The sequence below is a fragment of the Nitrospira lenta genome (genome assembly GCF_900403705.1).
In the GTDB taxonomy this organism is placed as follows: domain Bacteria; phylum Nitrospirota; class Nitrospiria; order Nitrospirales; family Nitrospiraceae; genus Nitrospira_D; species Nitrospira_D lenta.
The window spans coordinates 362523-377044 of sequence record NZ_OUNR01000016.1 but is presented as its reverse complement, the minus strand read 5'-3'; the positions used below and the strand labels follow the sequence as shown (position 1 = coordinate 377044).

The following is a 14522-nucleotide window of genomic DNA, read 5'->3' as shown; positions in this document are numbered from 1 at the left end:
GTCTGGTAGGGGATGACTCTGGGACGCAAGATGAGCTCACGATCGGTCCGAATGCCGTCGAGTGTCAGTGCGGAGTTCTCTCCGATTCGTACGCTATTCAAGGCGTCTGTCGCGCGCCGTCGGGATCTTCCTGCCTCGACGATCGATCTCTGGCCGTTGACCCTCATCGGTGAAGATGCCGAGTATGGCCGGTGTCTGGATTGGCTTGATCAACAGGAACGTGAACGGGCTTCCAGATTTCTTCGGCAGCAAGATCGCGAACGATATGTGCTGGCCCACGGAGGGTTGCGATTTATTCTGGGGCTTTATCTCGACCTCGCTCCGGCCCGCATCGAGTTCAGTTTGACAGCGACTGGAAAGCCGGCATTGGCGGGTCTTCGGCCGGAGAGCGCGGCGCTGACCTTCAATCTCTCCCATTCGCATGGCAACGCCATGGTCGCGGTCGCCCAGGGCCGAGAGGTTGGGGTCGATCTGGAGATGATCAGGGAGGATGTGGATGCACTCAAGCTGGCTGAGCGGTTCTTCTCTGACCGCGAGCAGCTGCATATGCGATCCACGGCATCCGAATCACGCAGTCAGGAATTCTTTCACTACTGGGTTGCGAAAGAAGCGGTACTGAAAGCTGAAGGGGTGGGATTAGCTTCGCTGCAGTCTTGTGAAATTGATTGGTCTCGCGGGTCGGATCGAGACGGGGTGCCCGTGCGACTCGCCGGAGGTTCCCAACAGCCTTGGGTCGTCAGGACTCTGGATTGCGGACCTGGATGGGTCGGTGCGGTGGCGGCGCGAGAATCAGATTGGACGATCAACCCCTGCAACTCCTGTACAGCGGCAACGGATTGATCGCAGGCAATATTTGAGCAGCCGGAGCAGATGCGCTAAGGTGTCTCGCGGCGCCGTTGTCGAAAAAACTCTCGCAGCAGCTCCTGGCTTTCAATTTCGCACAGCCCTCCCGTCACCGTCGCCCGGTGATTCAGCCGTGGATCCGTCGGAATATTCATCAGTGAGCCGCAGGCGCCGGCCTTGGGATCCCAGGCGGCGAACACGATCCTGGCGATGCGTGACTGGACAATGGCGCCTGCGCACATCGGACAGGGCTCCAGGGTGACATAGAGCGCGCAGTCGATCAGCCGCCAGGTGCCCAGCTTGGCGGCGGCTTCTTGAATCACCAGAATTTCCGCGTGCGCTGTCGGGTCCTGCCGGGTTTCACGGAGGTTATGAGCCAGCGCCAACACCTGTCCAGCATGGACCAGCAGCGCGGCAATGGGCACTTCCCCCAGTGCAGGAGCCAGCGCCGCCTGCGCTAACGCCATGCGCATGAAGGTTTCATCCTGTGTGGGGTCGATGGTCATGGGCGAGGCCTTCATCTACGCCGTCGCTCATCGACGCTCATGGCGTGGATGGCAATGCCGGTTGGGTCATGTGACGAGCGTTGTTACGATTGGCTGACCAGATAGATCGGACCGGTCGGTGCGGGGCGCCCTCCTGAAGGCTCAAGGCTGACGGCAAACTTTCTGGTCTTGGCGAATTCCGGCACCCGGCTGACCAGAAGATGCGCGGTTTCACCGCTGTCCATATGAAAGGTTCCCATGCTGACCGGCTTGTCATTGATCGCCCAGAGTTGGTAGGTGGTGCCGTTGGAGCATTCCGGAAGATTGATCGCGTAGAGCCAGGCCTTCTTGGTTCTGGCATCGTAGACGAGCATGCCGGATGCCTGTTTAGCCATGTCTGAGCCATTGAGCGAGACGGTTTTCGCGTTCGGAACGCGGAGCAGGGCGGCGAGCTCATCCTCCGGTTCGCGAGTGGCGGGCACTCCCCCGCGTGCAGCGAATTGGAACTTCAGATCTTCAAGCTCCGCCTCGCGCTGAATGAGCTGATCTTTCAGCTCGGTTGAGTCGGTTGTGCGTTGCTGCAACTCTTCTTTCATTTGAACGATCGCCCGGTCCTGGTCTTCCAGTTGCTGCTGTAGAGCGGCGACTTTCTTCGTCTGATCGTCCGACGCCGCTTGGAGTTGCTGGACCGCAGCGGTACCGGTGACGTTTTGAGTGTAGGAAGTCCAGGCGAGATAACCTCCGATAAAGAGAATCGCCGCCGCGGCGAAGCTTAATGCCCATCCAAAAGATTTCGGAGCGGCGGCGGATTCCGGCGGGAAAAGATGATTCATCCATTCGCCGGGTTCCAGACTTGGTTTCGAATCGGTTCTTTCTTGAGGATCTTCAGCGATGGCGGTCGGCGTCCGCGCGGCCATGATGGTCGCCTTCAATGCGCGGGGAGCCGGGACTGAGCTTAATCCAAACGGCAGAATGGCCGCCACCGATTGGAACTCCTTGAGCGCCGTGTGGCAGGAGACGCAACCGGAGAGGAGATGGGCTTCAAGAGCCTGCCGTTCAGCGCGTTCGAGCGCGCCTGCGGCATAGAGCGAGACGGCTTCTTCAAGTTCTTCGTGGGTCATACGTGCTCACCCTGTTCCCAGCAGCGCCGGAGCGATTCCCGGAGCTTGGACATACCCAGCTTGATTCTGGTCTTCACGGTTCCGAGCGGCTGATTCAGCCGGGCTGCGATTTCCGCATGGGACAGCCCTTCATAATAGGCCAATTCCAGGGCATGTTGCTGGGCTTGCGGGAGCGCCGCCAGGGCGCCTCCCACCAAGCTTCTCATTTCCTGATCGGCTTGCGCGTCAAACGGATTGGGGCCGCGGTCGGCGATCTGGGAGGCCGACGAGCTATCCAGGGATTCCGTCGGTTTATTCTGGCCGCGGGAGGCCCGAGCCCGGAGTCGATCAATAGCGCGACTGCGCGTCAGCGTGACCAGCCAGGCCACAGGGGTCCCTCGTCCGACATCGTAGCGGGACACTTTGCGCCAGACTTCCAGATAGACATCCTGGAGAAGTTCAGCCGCTTCATCGCGATTGCCGAGAATGCGCAGTGCCATCGTATACAAGAGCGTGCTGGATTGATCGTACAGCTGACTGAATGCCTGATGGTCTCCCTTGACCACCCGGGCCAGCAGTTTTGGGTCGATGTGTGAGGCGGCGTGTTGCGACGAGGCGTCCATAGTGGGTCAGCTGAATAACGACATTCCGACTTCGGTCTCAAGCACGCCCCAACTATAACACTCTACGGATGGATCGAGCAAAAGGATGTGTGTTTCAACTGGCTGGAATGCGCGGTGATCGGCGGGAGGATCGTTGCGGTCAGGATCCATATCGATGTCGAAGCGCTTCTCGAAGGGTGAACTCAAGGCTGGTGCCGGCTAGGACGGGCCGAATGTCTAATCTTTCAGCGGATTGGTGAAAGGTCCCCAGCCAAATCGAACCAAGGCGAATCTCGAGTAGTGCCGATGGGTCTGGCCGATCGTCCGGATGTAACGGAAGGGCCGCTGGATTGAGGGCGAAGGCCTGGCTGAGCGACTGTACGGGGCTTGCCGTCATGCGTTCAACGGTGGTCCATCGTACCATCCGATCGGCCAAGAACCCTCCGACCCAGGAGTGCTGTAACGCCAGACGAATAAATCGGTGGGCTCCTCGCCGGCTTCGATCCAGAATGGTCGTGCTCAGCTGATCGATGGTGCGGCACCACGGTGGCGGAGGCGCGAGAGTCGCCAGATCTGCTGTGACGACGCGGGTTGATCCGCGCACCACCGCGACGACAATTCCGAGCACATCTCGGAGCAGCACCGGCTCCGGAGCTCCTGAACTGGCATCGCCCTGTGTGAGCAGGACTTGCTCTTGTCGTGCGACCAACCTGTGGCAGACCAGCCCGAACGGTCTCCGGAAGACGACTAAGTCGCCGACGTTGAGTGGGTCAGCCGGACCCAGTTCAAGGCGATCGCCTTTGCAGAGCGTGGGATACATGCTCCAGGAGGCCACGCGCGGGATTTGCAGATATTGCAGGGCCGGTCCCTGGCAGTTCTCCGGGAGCGCGCTGCCGGCAAAGCGGGTTGCGGTGCGAGGTGTGAGTGTCACGATCATGTGGACGCTCGCACGGGCCATTGGAGGAGCCGCCGAACAATACGGGTTGCCAGGGTAAGGATCGCCCAGCCAAGGCTGATGACGCGGCGGCAGCGGGTGACCAGAGGCGTGCGCGCGGCGGCGGCTCCGTAGCGGTACCCGAGAAACGTTTTGGATGGAAAGAGGGTCCGGCGCAGCCACGGCCATTTCTTGCCGGTGGGCCTGGTCAGCCAGAGTAGGACATGACCGAGCTCAGGAATGGGCTGATTTGTGACCAGCCGTTGGAGGAGCCGGTAGAGACTGTGCTCAACGTATCCGGCCGGCGCCATGGCTTGGAGTACTGCGTCCGGAATGGGAAGCATCGGCTTGCGGTGATGAAGGTACGTGAGTCCATGGAGCAAGGGAATAGAGAGCGAGTATTGCCTGGCTTTGCGGGTGACGGCTATCCAATCGATGGGTTCGTGCAAGAGCAGCAAGCGCAGGTCCTGTTCCCATGCGGGGGTAAGCGCGCCGCGATGGAGAATCGCATAGGCGGTGAGATGAATCAGCAGATCGTCGGCGACCAGGAGTCTGACGGTTCGAGGCGGGAGCTTATGGGCGCGGGCAGCGGTCCACACATCGTTCAAGCCCTGCTCATCGAGATACCAGAGCGTGGTGACGATATCGAAGGAAAGTCCATTCCCCGGAGACGCATAGCAGGGGTTGCCATCAATCTGTCCGGTATAGCCGGCCTCTGTCAGGATCGTATCAATCGCAGCGAGATCGGTGTCATGAACGAGCAGATCGACATCGGACAGTGGCCGGGTCCCGCGAATGCCATAAAATCTGACGAGAACATCCAGCCCTTTGATGACGACAAAGGGGATCTGTGCCCGCTCCAGCAGTGTGGCGAAGGCATGAAACTGCTCAAGCACAACGGCATTGCCGGCGCTCACGCAGACGTAGGCGTCAGCGAGGTCGTCGAGGGTCGAGGAGGGCATGGGTATGGTGCTCCAGTGTAGCCCACTCTTTAAAATGCGGAAGGCAGGCGCTCATGTCGCCGGTCTCCAGCCAGGCATCGCTGCGCCCTTGGCGACAGAATCGATTGACGTCGCACGTTGGACACTCATAGTGGTGATTGGGCTGCGCCCGATCGACGGTGTCTTTGAGGATGGCCCATCCTTCGCGCAGAGTGCCGGTTCGCAAATCATAGGCGGGCGTGGGAAAGGCCACGCAGAGATTCATCTCGCCGTAGGGCGTCACGGCAAAGCGGCTGCGGCCGCACGCGCAGGAGATGAACGGTTCATCGGCGGCGCAGGTGTCCGGCGCTGTCTCCGGCGGCGCGGCCCCCAGCTTCCGACGATCGAGTTCAGTTTTGAGATCGGGAGCCAGCCGATAGGCAAGTGGCGCGGAGCCGCCATCGGTTCGCGGGTGGATGTCGAGGCTGTATTGAAATTTGAATCCGCGGGATTCCACGAGGTCCTGGCAGGCATCGACTTCCGTCCAATTGAGCGTGGTCACGGGCATTCTGACGGTCACCGGGAATGGACAGGCTTTTAGCGTATCGAGTCCGTGAAGAAAGTGTGCGAAAGAGCCGGTCACTCCGGTCATCGATTCATAGGTACTCATCGTCGCGCCGTAGATGGAGACGAACACATGGGCGATGGGGATCTCTGTGAGGAGCGACACAAATATCGGCGTCATACGCGTGGCGTTCGTCAACATCCAGATCAGCAGACCGGCCCGGCGCGCGTGGCGAAGGATCGGTTCGATGTCCGGCCGCAGCGACGGTTCTCCTCCGCTGAGGCTGACGGTCAGCACGCCCAGCTCGGCCATCTGAGTGAGGATGGTACAGATCTCGGCCGTCGTCAGTTCCTGGGGCAAGGCGCGATGGGTGGGATTGTAACAATGGACACAGCGAAGGTTGCAGCCATAGGTCAGCTCGAAGGTGGCGCTGTCCGGCCGGCGGTCTTGTCCGGAGCGGGCGGAGAGGGAGTTGAGAAACGTTTGGGCGTCAAGGTGTTGCATTAGACGGTTGTGAGCGGGGCGGTTCGCTGATGCTCCATGATTGCATCGACGACGTCCGGGTTCTTTAAACAGGCGAGGCCGATGCACGGAATCTGTCGTGTCAGCGCAATCAGACTGTCGACGGTCGCGTCCATGGCGGCGCGATCCCAATAGGGGAGAAACGTTTGTTGCAGGAGAAAGGCCACGATACGCGAAGCCGGGAGCGGCTCGAATCGATGCCGATCCTGTCCATGACGGATACAAAAGAGCCGGGACAGCGGCGCTGCGGCATTGGCAGCAAATTCTCCCGACCCAATCCAAGGGGTGCCGTACAGCGTGACCGATGAGCAGGTCCGGCGCACGATGATGCGTTCATCGCTGAGGATATGGGCGCCCTGTTCGGCAAACCATCCGGCGAGTGTGGATTTGCCGGTTCCTGATGCGCCGGTGAAGACGAATCCACTCTCTTGGTAAGCCAATCCCGAGGCATGGAGCAGGATTCCTCCATCCCGCGCCAGGAGCGACAGCAGGCAGACCTCGAGAATTGGATTGAAGAGATACATAGGAGACCAGCCCACGTCCCCGCTCTGAACGTCCGGCAACACCCAGGCTTCTACGCGGCGGTAGTCCGCCGATACCCGCGCGCGCGCGCGTGACGCGCCGGTTTTCGGACTGAGGCTGTTGATGACGAGCTGGTCGCCTGACTCCAACAGCTTCCAGTGTCCGTGAGCGGAATCGAAACGCACCCGGTCCGTCGGGAGGTCGGGGAGCGTTGGAACTACGGCAACGGTCACCATGATGTCAGCGGGATCGTGGTTGTCCACGAGGAACACGTCGAAGGGGCGAAGCGGCCAGAGGAGAACGGAATGGTCTTGGGATTCATGGACCGTGATGCGGTATCCGCCGATCTCAAGCGTAAAGCGCATCGTGGTCCTTACGACGCGCGCGGGCCGCTATCTCGATTGCCCAATCCCGAGCGATTTTTGCAGTTGCCGGATCCCGCCGGACGGCAGCCCCCTCCGCCGCCATTGGAAACGCTCATGGCCGAGAGGCTGCACGAGGAGAGAATGGCCTGCTCGGGATCGAGCGGCACGCGATAGAGTTGCGGTGCGATATAGGGCTTTTTGGTCGTCATCGGGAAGATCCTGGTTGTAACGGATGGTGGACTTGGGTTCCGTGCGAATGGGAGGCTCGATCGACGGCGATATCGCAATCGTATGGAATGGGCATTTCAGAGTGCCCGACCTCCCATCTGGCCTGTGTCGGTTGTTTGTCGCAGAATTCGTGCACGGTGCAGGTGCGGCAAGCCGAATGTGTTTGGTAAGTGAGCTTCCTGGTTGCCGCGAAGGCCTGGTCGATCGCGGCACGGACTGTGCGGCTGCGCAGCGATAGCCGTGTTTCATATTGAAACGTGCAGGTGCTGAGTTCGCCCCAGGCGTTGATGTGGATCGTGTCGGTGCCGCATCCGCAGCGAAACAGCCGTTCGTGTCCCGGTTGCGACAGGGGATCGTGCGTGGAGCAATCGTCAGGCTCGTGAACAGCCTCCTGATCTGCGCGGAGTCGGCGGATGGCATCGGGGGCAATGCGGTAGTCGAGAGAGGAGCAGTCTCCGTTCAGGCGGGGCGAGAGCGAGGTCGTATAGCCGAATGGCTGACCCTTGGCTTCGGTGAATCGTCGGAGTGTGTCGGTCTCACCGGCATTCCAGTTCATCAATTTGGTTTTGAGGGAAAAGGGAAGGCCGCCGGCCTCTAGGAGGTCGATCCCGCGGAGGAAGGCTCGATACGAGCCTGGGACCTGCGTGAACCAGTCGAACTGCGATTCATCGACTGAGTGGCAGGAAATATCGATGGAGAAGGGCGGGTGCGTTTGCAGCCGTTCGATGATCGCGCGGGTGAAAAGCGTCCCGTTTGTGTAGAGCTGCAACAAGAATCCGTGGTTCACCGCGGCCTGGTAGATCTCAAAGAAGTCCGGCCGCATAAAAATATCGCCGCCGGTCAGGTTCAGCCAGATGATTCCGACCTCTCGCATTTCGCCGAGGAGCCGCTGAATCTCGGCCAGCGTGAGCTCGCGCGGAAAGTAGGCGCTGTCGTTATACGGATCGGTGTAGCAATGCCGGCAGTGGAGGTTGCAGCGATAGGTGAGTTCGAGCTGTGCCTTGATGACCTGATGCTGAGCGGCGGCCTGGTCATGGACGTTCCGGCTGAAGGTGCCGTAAGGGAGCATGGCCAGCGGGCGGCGGTCAGACATGATGCACTTCCGGTTGAATGAGCGACGTAGAGGCCGGCATCTTCCAGGCGCAGGCAAACGAGGGTAGCGCTTCGTAGAAGCCGTCGTGGAATGAGCCCTGTCGTAAGTCGTAGGACTGCTGCCGGTTGCCCGAGCAGAGCTGCAAGCCGCCGTAGGCGTCTATGTGAAAGCGGTGTAGGCCGCTGTTGCAGGGCGGGAGATCGGCGCTGGATTTCCGGCAGGCTTCGCTCCAGAGGTCCGGGTCCTGCCGGTTCAGTGTCTCTAGCTCCTGTGGCGAGAGGGCATAGCGAAACGGTCCGGCTCCGCCGTCGAGTTCCGGTCTCAGGTCTTCACCCAGCCGAAAGGGTATCGGTCCCAACGAAGCCACCCACGATTTGATGCCGAGCACTTCATCACGGTTGACGGTCATCGCGGTAGTCTTGATGACAAGCGGAATATGCCGGGCTGCCAGTAGACGAATCGCCTCCAGGCAACGGGCGTGCGAGCCGGTTCCTTGCGTCACGCGCTCGAAGGTGTCGGTCGTCGTGCCATGGAGACTGATTTCAATGCGATGCGGCGGCAGGGCCGCGAAGCGGTCAGCGATGGACGCCGTGATGAGCGTGCCGTTGGTAAAGAGGGTCACGAGGAGCCCACGCGAGACGGCATAGTCGTAGATCTCAAAGAAGTCCGGCCGCGCGAGCGGCTCGCCGCCGGTCAGGCAGAGTTCAAGGAGGCCGGCCTCAAGCAGCTGGTCCATGATGCGGAAGATGTCACCGGTGGAGAGTTCTTGGCGAACGGATTCCGGTGTATTCCGGCAGTCCGTGTAACACATGACGCATCGGAGGTTGCAGCGGCAGGTGATCTCCCATTGGCAGGCGAGGGGATACCGTTCCGGCAGATGGCTGAGTTTAACCTGTGGGACCATGGGCGACAGCCACCTCTTGGATTGCCTGGATCGAGAGTAGGTCTGCCAGCAGGATGTCGACGTCTTGATTCAATCGGTCCGGGGCGACGTCGTAGTCTTCGAGAAATGCGGTGCAGATGTCCCGTACGGTGCAGGTGCCATTAAAGCGTTGCCACAGAGCGGCTCCGGTTTCATTGAGGACGTAAATACTGTTGGCGTCTTTGAGGGAGCGCCGCACCGGGACCAGAATACATTCTCCGGCCACGTCGCGCTGGACATAATCCGGATGTTTCGCATAGACGGCCGTTGGATTCATGGTCGAGAGGATAGCAAATCCTCCAGGGGGCTTCCAGCGGTATTTCAGGGAAAGTGGGTCGGAGGGCGGGTGGGAGCCGGCTTAGGAGAGGACCGCGTAGCCATCGGGCCAATGCAGTTCAATCAGAGTCGCGCCGGCCTCGGTGATCTCCGTACGGAGTTCGTGCTCATCGCGGAACACGTGCATGAAGTGGTCGTTGGTGCAGGTATCGCCGTCCTGATAGGTGGGGTTGCTTCCCGGCCAGGAGAGGATGGCGCGGGTGCACCGTCGACTCATGCGGGTAAGAGCCGTGTCGGGTTCTCGGGCGATCACGTAGTTCAAGACCAGCGTGCCACCTGGCGTGAGGCAGGTGCGGAGGCTTCGCAACCATGCTTGCCGCTGTGCACGCCCCGGGACGGCGCTGTACATCACGCCGGAGAGGAGGACGTAGGCGACGGACGCGGCCTGAACCGGGAGGGTAAGGAAGTCCGCCTGTATGAAGGTAACGGGGAGGTGCAATGATGCAGCGCGGCGGGCGCCGACGATCAATCCGCCCCGGGCGACGTCCAGGGCCAGCACGCGATAGCCTCGTTGCGCCAGCGCCAGTGACTCACGCCCGAGCCCCGCTCCGAGAACGAGGATGGTCGCGGGGGGCGATAGGTGCTGCGTCAATATACGTTCTTCCCAGGTTTCCAATGACCAGGAATAGGCGGTGAGGGGAATGCGGGTGCCAGCTTGTTCATAGCTGAGGTCGTAGTATCGGCGCATGAGGGTTCTGAGTCGGTCGGGCGGCAGGAGCGCCGGCAGAATGCCATACAGAAACAGGTGGAGCTGTGTGAGCCATCGGACGAGAACCCCCACGAGCTTCGCGCATCCCGTGACAATGAGGGCCAGGAGCGGCATGGTTACTTTCTTGATGGCTGCAGCAACGGCAGGAGGTGCATGGCCGCATCGGCCGCGCCGGTAGCGGCCGGTGGCGGGGAGGCTGGTGTCGATAATGCTAGCGCCTGTCGTATGGCCGATTCCCAGCGGGCTTCCAGGAAGTCTGCACGAGAAAGTTCCAGGCCGCGACCATAGCGATGTAAATAGGTGACGAGAGAGTCCTCGTCGGCAAAGTTGTAGCGGCGGACGTAGACAACGGGAGTCTGAACCTCAACGGCTTCAATCGTGGTTCCATAGCCGGGCTTTGTCATGATGACATCGACGGACGATAGGATGGTGCTGAACCGCTCTGAGAGTGCGGAGAGGGAATGGACTCGACGATTGCTCGGAGGAACGGGACCGTCGATTAAGAATTGCATGCCCGGCATCGATTCCATGCGGTCAAAGGGGAGTGCTTCGAACCGGATTCCGCCGAAGGCCACGAGGACGAGTGCGTCCTGATCCGGGATTCCCAGATGCTGGCGGATACGCGTCCTCTCGGGAGGCAGGGGCTGTGCGATCGGGCCGATATCGCGCGCGCGCGGGAATGCCGGCATCGGCAGCCCCGGTGTGAGGCGCAGCAGGAGATCGGCTTGGCCATATGCGTGGCGCATCTCCTCAAGAATAGCGGCGTGCCAGGGCTGTTTGGGATCGACGTGCTCTCGCAAGACTTCATCCCAGCTCAGACTGGCGATTGCCACCGTCGGCACGCCGGCAGCGGCGCCCGCCGCCATAGCCAGATAGGGCGTATTGCCGATGACGAGATCGGGGCGAGCCTCCTGGATGGCGAGGGTTTCCTCCGTGAGCCGAGCTTGCCAGTGTGTGTGAAACGCGTGATGGGCTTGCCAGGTCGCGTCCCAATCCATCGTGAGGGGACCGTGCTGCAGGCACCCGATATCCATCTGGGCCGGGCGCAATTCCCACGGTACGGTCATACGCGATTCGAAAAAATGCCGGGGGACGTTCGTGCGGAGCATGATACGGAGCGCGGGAATCCGCTTGCCCAGTTCGTTCAGCACGGGGACGACCTGGGCGGCGTGTCCATAGCCGTGGGCGGAAATAGCGGACCAGATCAGTGGCACAGACAGGTGACTCGCGGTTCGTTAACTGTTGGAGTAATCGGACTCGAGCGGCGCGATATTGTATTCCAATTCCAGATCGAACTCATCGACGAGTTCATTGAACGCCTGTGCGCCCATATCGGAACGCACTTCATTCATGACCAGATCGATCATGGGGGCTGCGCGCGGTCCGAATTGCGCGATGGCTGATTCGAGGCGCTGTCTGGCGGTATCTAACGTCATGGGAGGTCTCCGTGGTTAGCGCAGTCCTTGGAGGATCATCTGCATTTCGGGAACGAGGTCGCGCCCGCCGTTGGCCCGCCCAGAGGCGGAAGCGTTGATCCCGGCTTGCAGTACGGGCTTGGCTTCTTCCGGACGTCCCACGCCGATCAGAGCGCGCCCGAGAGCCAGATGGGATGCGACATGCACGGGGTCTAGTTGCACGGCGACGCGCAAGTGTTCGACGGCTTCTTCCAGATTGCCGCCTTCCTGCAGAATTTTATTACCCAGGCCGTAGCGTCCGAGGAACCCCTTGGGATTTTTGACGACCATTTGACGAAAGGCTTCAATGTCCATGTGTGCTCCCGCTGTGAGACGCGCATCATAGCATTAGCAGCCGGCGAGAGGCCAGGTCATGATGTGACCGGTCGCGCCTAGGAGAGGCGGGTGAGCGGGAATGTGCGTACCGGACGCTAGCGCGCGTTGCCTGGGGCAGAGGTGGAGACGGACACGGCAGCCGTGCCCCGGCGCTTCGTCTTGACGCTGACGCTATGGATGGTGCGTTCCGTCATGGGGGCGCTGCTGGCATTGTAGAAGGTCGTATCTTTGACGAGTTGATTCATAAGGTCGGTGATTCCGGCTTCCAGCACATGGCCTTTCAGTTCCGTGATCATCGACGGACTGGCGCTGAAGAGATTGTAGCGCGCGGTGCCGGAGGATTCGGCTTGATACGTCTTGACGGTCCCGTCCCAGCGCTCGATTTCCAAGGTGAGGCGGGTTCCATAGTCATAGTGAAAGTCCATCACCGGAGCGAGGAGAAACATGGAGGTGCCGATGGCAAACCCTTTCCAGGCGGCTTCGCCGGGATGGGAGTCGATGGCGTCATCGATCGTCACATGGGCGGTGAGCGTTTTCTCGTTGTCGGCCGGCGCTCCCTGTTCGGCTAGGGAGAGCTGGGAGAACAACTTGAGGCTCTGCAGCGAGCCGAGCAGGCGGCGATCCAGTTCCGTGGATGGATTTTGGGGGGCGCCATTCTGGCTGATCTTTACTTGGTCGAGAATGAGCGGCACGCGCTCAATACTCGCAATGGAGGCCGGCGTGCTGTCGGGACTCGTGGCGGCGGAGGGCATGACCTCGATGGACCTGGTGCAGCCGGTAGACAGCGCGCTGCTGAGTATCAGCACCGCTACGATGCGTGAGGGTGTGGTGTACTTCATGATCTCTGTCCCTTCCCCTTCGTCAGAAGTAAAACGAAAATCCGCCGAACGGCAAGCTGGCGTTGAGTCCCAAGTTGGGGTATCGCGTGCCGGCGTTGGAAATATGGTGGAACCGATAGCCGATATTGAATGATGTCTGGGGTGTCAAAAAGAACGAACAGCCGAACCCTGCGGTCAGAACGAAATTGAACTGTGAGGACTCTTCAGGGATTTTCCCAGCGAGGTCGGTCCAGAACGGGCCGCCGGCAAACTCGGCATAGGGGCGGATCCGGTCATGGGCTACGAAGGTGTACTTGATCTTAGGCGTAAAGCCCATTCCGTGCGTCAAGAACGGTTCTTGAAACTGGATGTAGACGACTTCGGCCCCCAAGGAGACTTGTCCGCGATACCAGCTGTCACCCATCGGATCGGTCACGGTCATCATCCAGGACGGCATGAAGGCGACGCCTTGCTGTTTGGTCGTGTGCGCATCTGTGAGCCGGTGGGGGAGAAGGTAGCCGGCAGAGAGTCCGACTTCTTGGGTGCCGACCGTGATCTGGGGAGCCGTGAATTCTGCCGCCTGTACCGGAGTGGTGACGGCGGCGACGATAAGGAATAACCAAAAGGCACGTAGCAGCAAGAGTTCACCTTTGTCTACATGTGTACGTCAGTATCTTGTCGGTTGTGTGCGGGAAAAACTTGATGCAATCGCTGTGACGGTCCTACGGTAGCAGAGCCGTTGTATCTGTCCAGAAAGATCTGAGAAACGTCAGTGAAGGCGGAACGGAGGGCGTGACTACGGATGTGAAATAGATTGACGAAGCTCAGTGAGCAGTGCGCGGTCTCTGGTGAGTTCCAGGAGTTGATAGTGTTGATCGAGCGACACGACGCGTTCGAGACAGCGAATCGCCGACGGAGCGTTCCCTTCACGAACATAGAGCGCGGCCAGCAGCCGGAGAACGGCGGCTTCTCCGGGCGCGTTGCCGAGCTTGATGAAATGCTCGGAGGCATTGTTCAAGCATTTTTCCGCCTGACGCAAGGCGCCGGAGTCGAGGAAGGTGTTGCCGAGTTGGCTGTAGGTCAGCGCAAGGCCCTCTTCATTACCGATGCGGCGATGAGATTCCAGCGCGTCTGTGAAGTGGGCGATGGCCTGGTCCCAGTGAGCCTGCCGCGCCTCTTCCATGCCGAGGTTGTGGTACAGAATGCCGAGCGCGCGGTCATCATGAAGCGGTTTCAGCAGATCGAGCGCCTCAAGGTAGTAGGGCCGGGCTTTTTCAGGGCGACCGGCGCCGATGTGGAGATTGCCCAGATTCACCAGGGTGTGAGCGACGGCCTGTCGGTCTTGTTCTGTCCGTTGAATCGCCAGTACGTCCCGATAGCAGGCCTCGGCCTTTTCGAAATCGCCCGACAGGGCGCAGACATTTCCGAGATTGCCGAGCGAGGCGGAGAGTTCGCGGGGATTGCCGGCGAGACGATCGTCCGCGACGGCCTGTTCATAGGCATCTTTGGCGTGAGCCAGCTGTCCGCGGTGGAGAAAAATTCTGGCGCGGTGTTTGTCATCATCGGACATGCGGCGACTCTTGAGCGAGAGGCGGAAGTTTGCTACCGTGCGATCTTACGTATGGCGCATACCCATTGCAGACGCTGCGGTCGAGCGTACATCTATCATTGCTGTGACGGACCGGTCTGTATGCCCTGTCCGCATTGCGGCTTCGATGAAGCCGATCCGGAGCCGCCGCCATGCAGTCATCAGCCGGCAGCCGAAGAC

General features: G+C 60.4%; 19 protein-coding genes. 1 reads left to right on the top strand and 18 read right to left on the bottom strand.

Annotation, left to right across the window (positions count from 1 at the left end):
- Positions 1–30 precede the first annotated feature (30 nt).
- The gene (locus tag NITLEN_RS11600; RefSeq protein ID WP_181416818.1) at positions 31–840 is read left to right on the top strand and encodes a 4'-phosphopantetheinyl transferase family protein; all 810 of its coding nucleotides are present in this window, start codon (positions 31–33) and stop codon (positions 838–840) included.
- 35 nt (positions 841–875) lie between these two features.
- Here the strand turns inward: NITLEN_RS11600 and tadA are convergent, their stop codons facing one another.
- From tadA to NITLEN_RS11510, 18 genes are all read right to left on the bottom strand, one after another.
- Positions 876–1364 carry a tRNA adenosine(34) deaminase TadA gene (gene tadA / locus NITLEN_RS11595; RefSeq protein ID WP_245924440.1) on the bottom strand — a complete coding sequence of 163 codons (489 nt, stop codon included), beginning with the start codon at positions 1362–1364 and terminating at the stop codon, positions 876–878.
- A 68-nt stretch (positions 1365–1432) separates the two neighbouring features.
- Complete coding sequence (locus NITLEN_RS11590) at positions 1433–2449, bottom strand: anti-sigma factor domain-containing protein (RefSeq protein WP_121989767.1); 1017 nt, start codon at positions 2447–2449, stop codon at positions 1433–1435.
- A complete protein-coding gene (locus NITLEN_RS11585; protein WP_121989766.1) occupies positions 2446–3051 on the bottom strand; it encodes a sigma-70 family RNA polymerase sigma factor in 606 nt (201 codons plus the stop codon). Before NITLEN_RS11585 ends, NITLEN_RS11590 begins: the two co-directional genes overlap by 4 nt.
- A 139-nt stretch (positions 3052–3190) precedes the next feature.
- A complete protein-coding gene (locus tag NITLEN_RS11580) occupies positions 3191–3967 on the bottom strand; it encodes a S26 family signal peptidase (protein WP_181416817.1) in 777 nt (258 codons plus the stop codon).
- A complete protein-coding gene (locus NITLEN_RS11575) occupies positions 3964–4926 on the bottom strand; it encodes a nucleotidyltransferase family protein (RefSeq protein WP_121989764.1) in 963 nt (320 codons plus the stop codon). Before NITLEN_RS11575 ends, NITLEN_RS11580 begins: the two co-directional genes overlap by 4 nt.
- A complete protein-coding gene (locus tag NITLEN_RS11570) occupies positions 4895–5953 on the bottom strand; it encodes a radical SAM protein (RefSeq protein ID WP_121989763.1) in 1059 nt (352 codons plus the stop codon). Before NITLEN_RS11570 ends, NITLEN_RS11575 begins: the two co-directional genes overlap by 32 nt.
- A complete protein-coding gene (locus NITLEN_RS11565; protein ID WP_121989762.1) occupies positions 5953–6858 on the bottom strand; it encodes a hypothetical protein in 906 nt (301 codons plus the stop codon). The genes NITLEN_RS11570 and NITLEN_RS11565 overlap by 1 nt, the downstream gene beginning before the upstream one ends.
- A gap of 8 nt (positions 6859–6866) precedes the next feature.
- Positions 6867–7067: a hypothetical protein gene (locus NITLEN_RS11560; protein WP_121989761.1), complete on the bottom strand. Its 201-nt coding sequence runs from the start codon at positions 7065–7067 to the stop codon at positions 6867–6869.
- On the bottom strand, positions 7064–8179 hold the full coding sequence (locus NITLEN_RS11555) for a radical SAM protein (RefSeq protein ID WP_121989760.1): 1116 nt from the start codon (positions 8177–8179) through the stop codon (positions 7064–7066). The genes NITLEN_RS11560 and NITLEN_RS11555 overlap by 4 nt, the downstream gene beginning before the upstream one ends.
- A complete protein-coding gene (locus NITLEN_RS11550) occupies positions 8172–9083 on the bottom strand; it encodes a radical SAM protein (RefSeq protein ID WP_121989759.1) in 912 nt (303 codons plus the stop codon). Before NITLEN_RS11550 ends, NITLEN_RS11555 begins: the two co-directional genes overlap by 8 nt.
- Positions 9067–9378, bottom strand: a complete 312-nt coding sequence (locus NITLEN_RS11545; RefSeq protein WP_121989758.1) for a PqqD family protein — start codon at positions 9376–9378, stop codon at positions 9067–9069. Before NITLEN_RS11545 ends, NITLEN_RS11550 begins: the two co-directional genes overlap by 17 nt.
- A gap of 81 nt (positions 9379–9459) precedes the next feature.
- Positions 9460–10260 carry a class I SAM-dependent methyltransferase gene (locus NITLEN_RS11540; RefSeq protein ID WP_121989757.1) on the bottom strand — a complete coding sequence of 267 codons (801 nt, stop codon included), beginning with the start codon at positions 10258–10260 and terminating at the stop codon, positions 9460–9462.
- A gap of 2 nt (positions 10261–10262) precedes the next feature.
- Positions 10263–11360, bottom strand: a complete 1098-nt coding sequence (locus tag NITLEN_RS11535; protein ID WP_121989756.1) for a hypothetical protein — start codon at positions 11358–11360, stop codon at positions 10263–10265.
- Between the two features lie 21 nt (positions 11361–11381).
- Complete coding sequence (locus NITLEN_RS11530; protein ID WP_121989755.1) at positions 11382–11582, bottom strand: hypothetical protein; 201 nt, start codon at positions 11580–11582, stop codon at positions 11382–11384.
- A 15-nt stretch (positions 11583–11597) separates the two neighbouring features.
- Positions 11598–11915 carry a tetratricopeptide repeat protein gene (locus NITLEN_RS11525; RefSeq protein ID WP_121989754.1) on the bottom strand — a complete coding sequence of 106 codons (318 nt, stop codon included), beginning with the start codon at positions 11913–11915 and terminating at the stop codon, positions 11598–11600.
- Between the two features lie 116 nt (positions 11916–12031).
- The gene (locus NITLEN_RS11520; protein WP_121989753.1) at positions 12032–12775 is read right to left on the bottom strand and encodes a hypothetical protein; all 744 of its coding nucleotides are present in this window, start codon (positions 12773–12775) and stop codon (positions 12032–12034) included.
- Between the two features lie 22 nt (positions 12776–12797).
- Positions 12798–13394, bottom strand: coding sequence for an acyloxyacyl hydrolase (locus NITLEN_RS11515; RefSeq protein ID WP_121989752.1), 597 nt, complete (start codon positions 13392–13394; stop codon positions 12798–12800).
- 156 nt (positions 13395–13550) lie between these two features.
- Entirely contained in the window at positions 13551–14324 is a 774-nt protein-coding gene (locus tag NITLEN_RS11510; RefSeq protein ID WP_121989751.1) for a tetratricopeptide repeat protein, read from the bottom strand.
- Positions 14325–14522: the final 198 nt, after the last annotated feature.

What these genes read in the sequence shown, in the direction of transcription:
- NITLEN_RS11590 (WP_121989767.1), bottom strand. Translation starts at nt 2,449, where the DNA reads ATGACCCACGAAGAACTTGAAGAAGCCGTCTCGCTCTATGCCGCAGGC.
- NITLEN_RS11565 (WP_121989762.1), bottom strand. Translation starts at nt 6,858, where the DNA reads ATGCGCTTTACGCTTGAGATCGGCGGATACCGCATCACGGTCCATGAA.
- NITLEN_RS11570 (WP_121989763.1), bottom strand. Translation starts at nt 5,953, where the DNA reads ATGCAACACCTTGACGCCCAAACGTTTCTCAACTCCCTCTCCGCCCGC.
- NITLEN_RS11560 (WP_121989761.1), bottom strand. Translation starts at nt 7,067, where the DNA reads ATGACGACCAAAAAGCCCTATATCGCACCGCAACTCTATCGCGTGCCG.
- NITLEN_RS11555 (WP_121989760.1), bottom strand. Translation starts at nt 8,179, where the DNA reads ATGTCTGACCGCCGCCCGCTGGCCATGCTCCCTTACGGCACCTTCAGC.
- NITLEN_RS11585 (WP_121989766.1), bottom strand. Translation starts at nt 3,051, where the DNA reads ATGGACGCCTCGTCGCAACACGCCGCCTCACACATCGACCCAAAACTG.
- NITLEN_RS11550 (WP_121989759.1), bottom strand. Translation starts at nt 9,083, where the DNA reads ATGGTCCCACAGGTTAAACTCAGCCATCTGCCGGAACGGTATCCCCTC.
- NITLEN_RS11525 (WP_121989754.1), bottom strand. Translation starts at nt 11,915, where the DNA reads ATGGACATTGAAGCCTTTCGTCAAATGGTCGTCAAAAATCCCAAGGGG.
- NITLEN_RS11580 (WP_181416817.1), bottom strand. Translation starts at nt 3,967, where the DNA reads ATGATCGTGACACTCACACCTCGCACCGCAACCCGCTTTGCCGGCAGC.
- NITLEN_RS11545 (WP_121989758.1), bottom strand. Translation starts at nt 9,378, where the DNA reads ATGAATCCAACGGCCGTCTATGCGAAACATCCGGATTATGTCCAGCGC.
- NITLEN_RS11540 (WP_121989757.1), bottom strand. Translation starts at nt 10,260, where the DNA reads ATGCCGCTCCTGGCCCTCATTGTCACGGGATGCGCGAAGCTCGTGGGG.
- NITLEN_RS11510 (WP_121989751.1), bottom strand. Translation starts at nt 14,324, where the DNA reads ATGTCCGATGATGACAAACACCGCGCCAGAATTTTTCTCCACCGCGGA.
- tadA (WP_245924440.1), bottom strand. Translation starts at nt 1,364, where the DNA reads ATGAAGGCCTCGCCCATGACCATCGACCCCACACAGGATGAAACCTTC.
- NITLEN_RS11575 (WP_121989764.1), bottom strand. Translation starts at nt 4,926, where the DNA reads ATGCCCTCCTCGACCCTCGACGACCTCGCTGACGCCTACGTCTGCGTG.
- NITLEN_RS11520 (WP_121989753.1), bottom strand. Translation starts at nt 12,775, where the DNA reads ATGAAGTACACCACACCCTCACGCATCGTAGCGGTGCTGATACTCAGC.
- NITLEN_RS11530 (WP_121989755.1), bottom strand. Translation starts at nt 11,582, where the DNA reads ATGACGTTAGATACCGCCAGACAGCGCCTCGAATCAGCCATCGCGCAA.
- NITLEN_RS11600 (WP_181416818.1), top strand. Translation starts at nt 31, where the DNA reads ATGAGCTCACGATCGGTCCGAATGCCGTCGAGTGTCAGTGCGGAGTTC.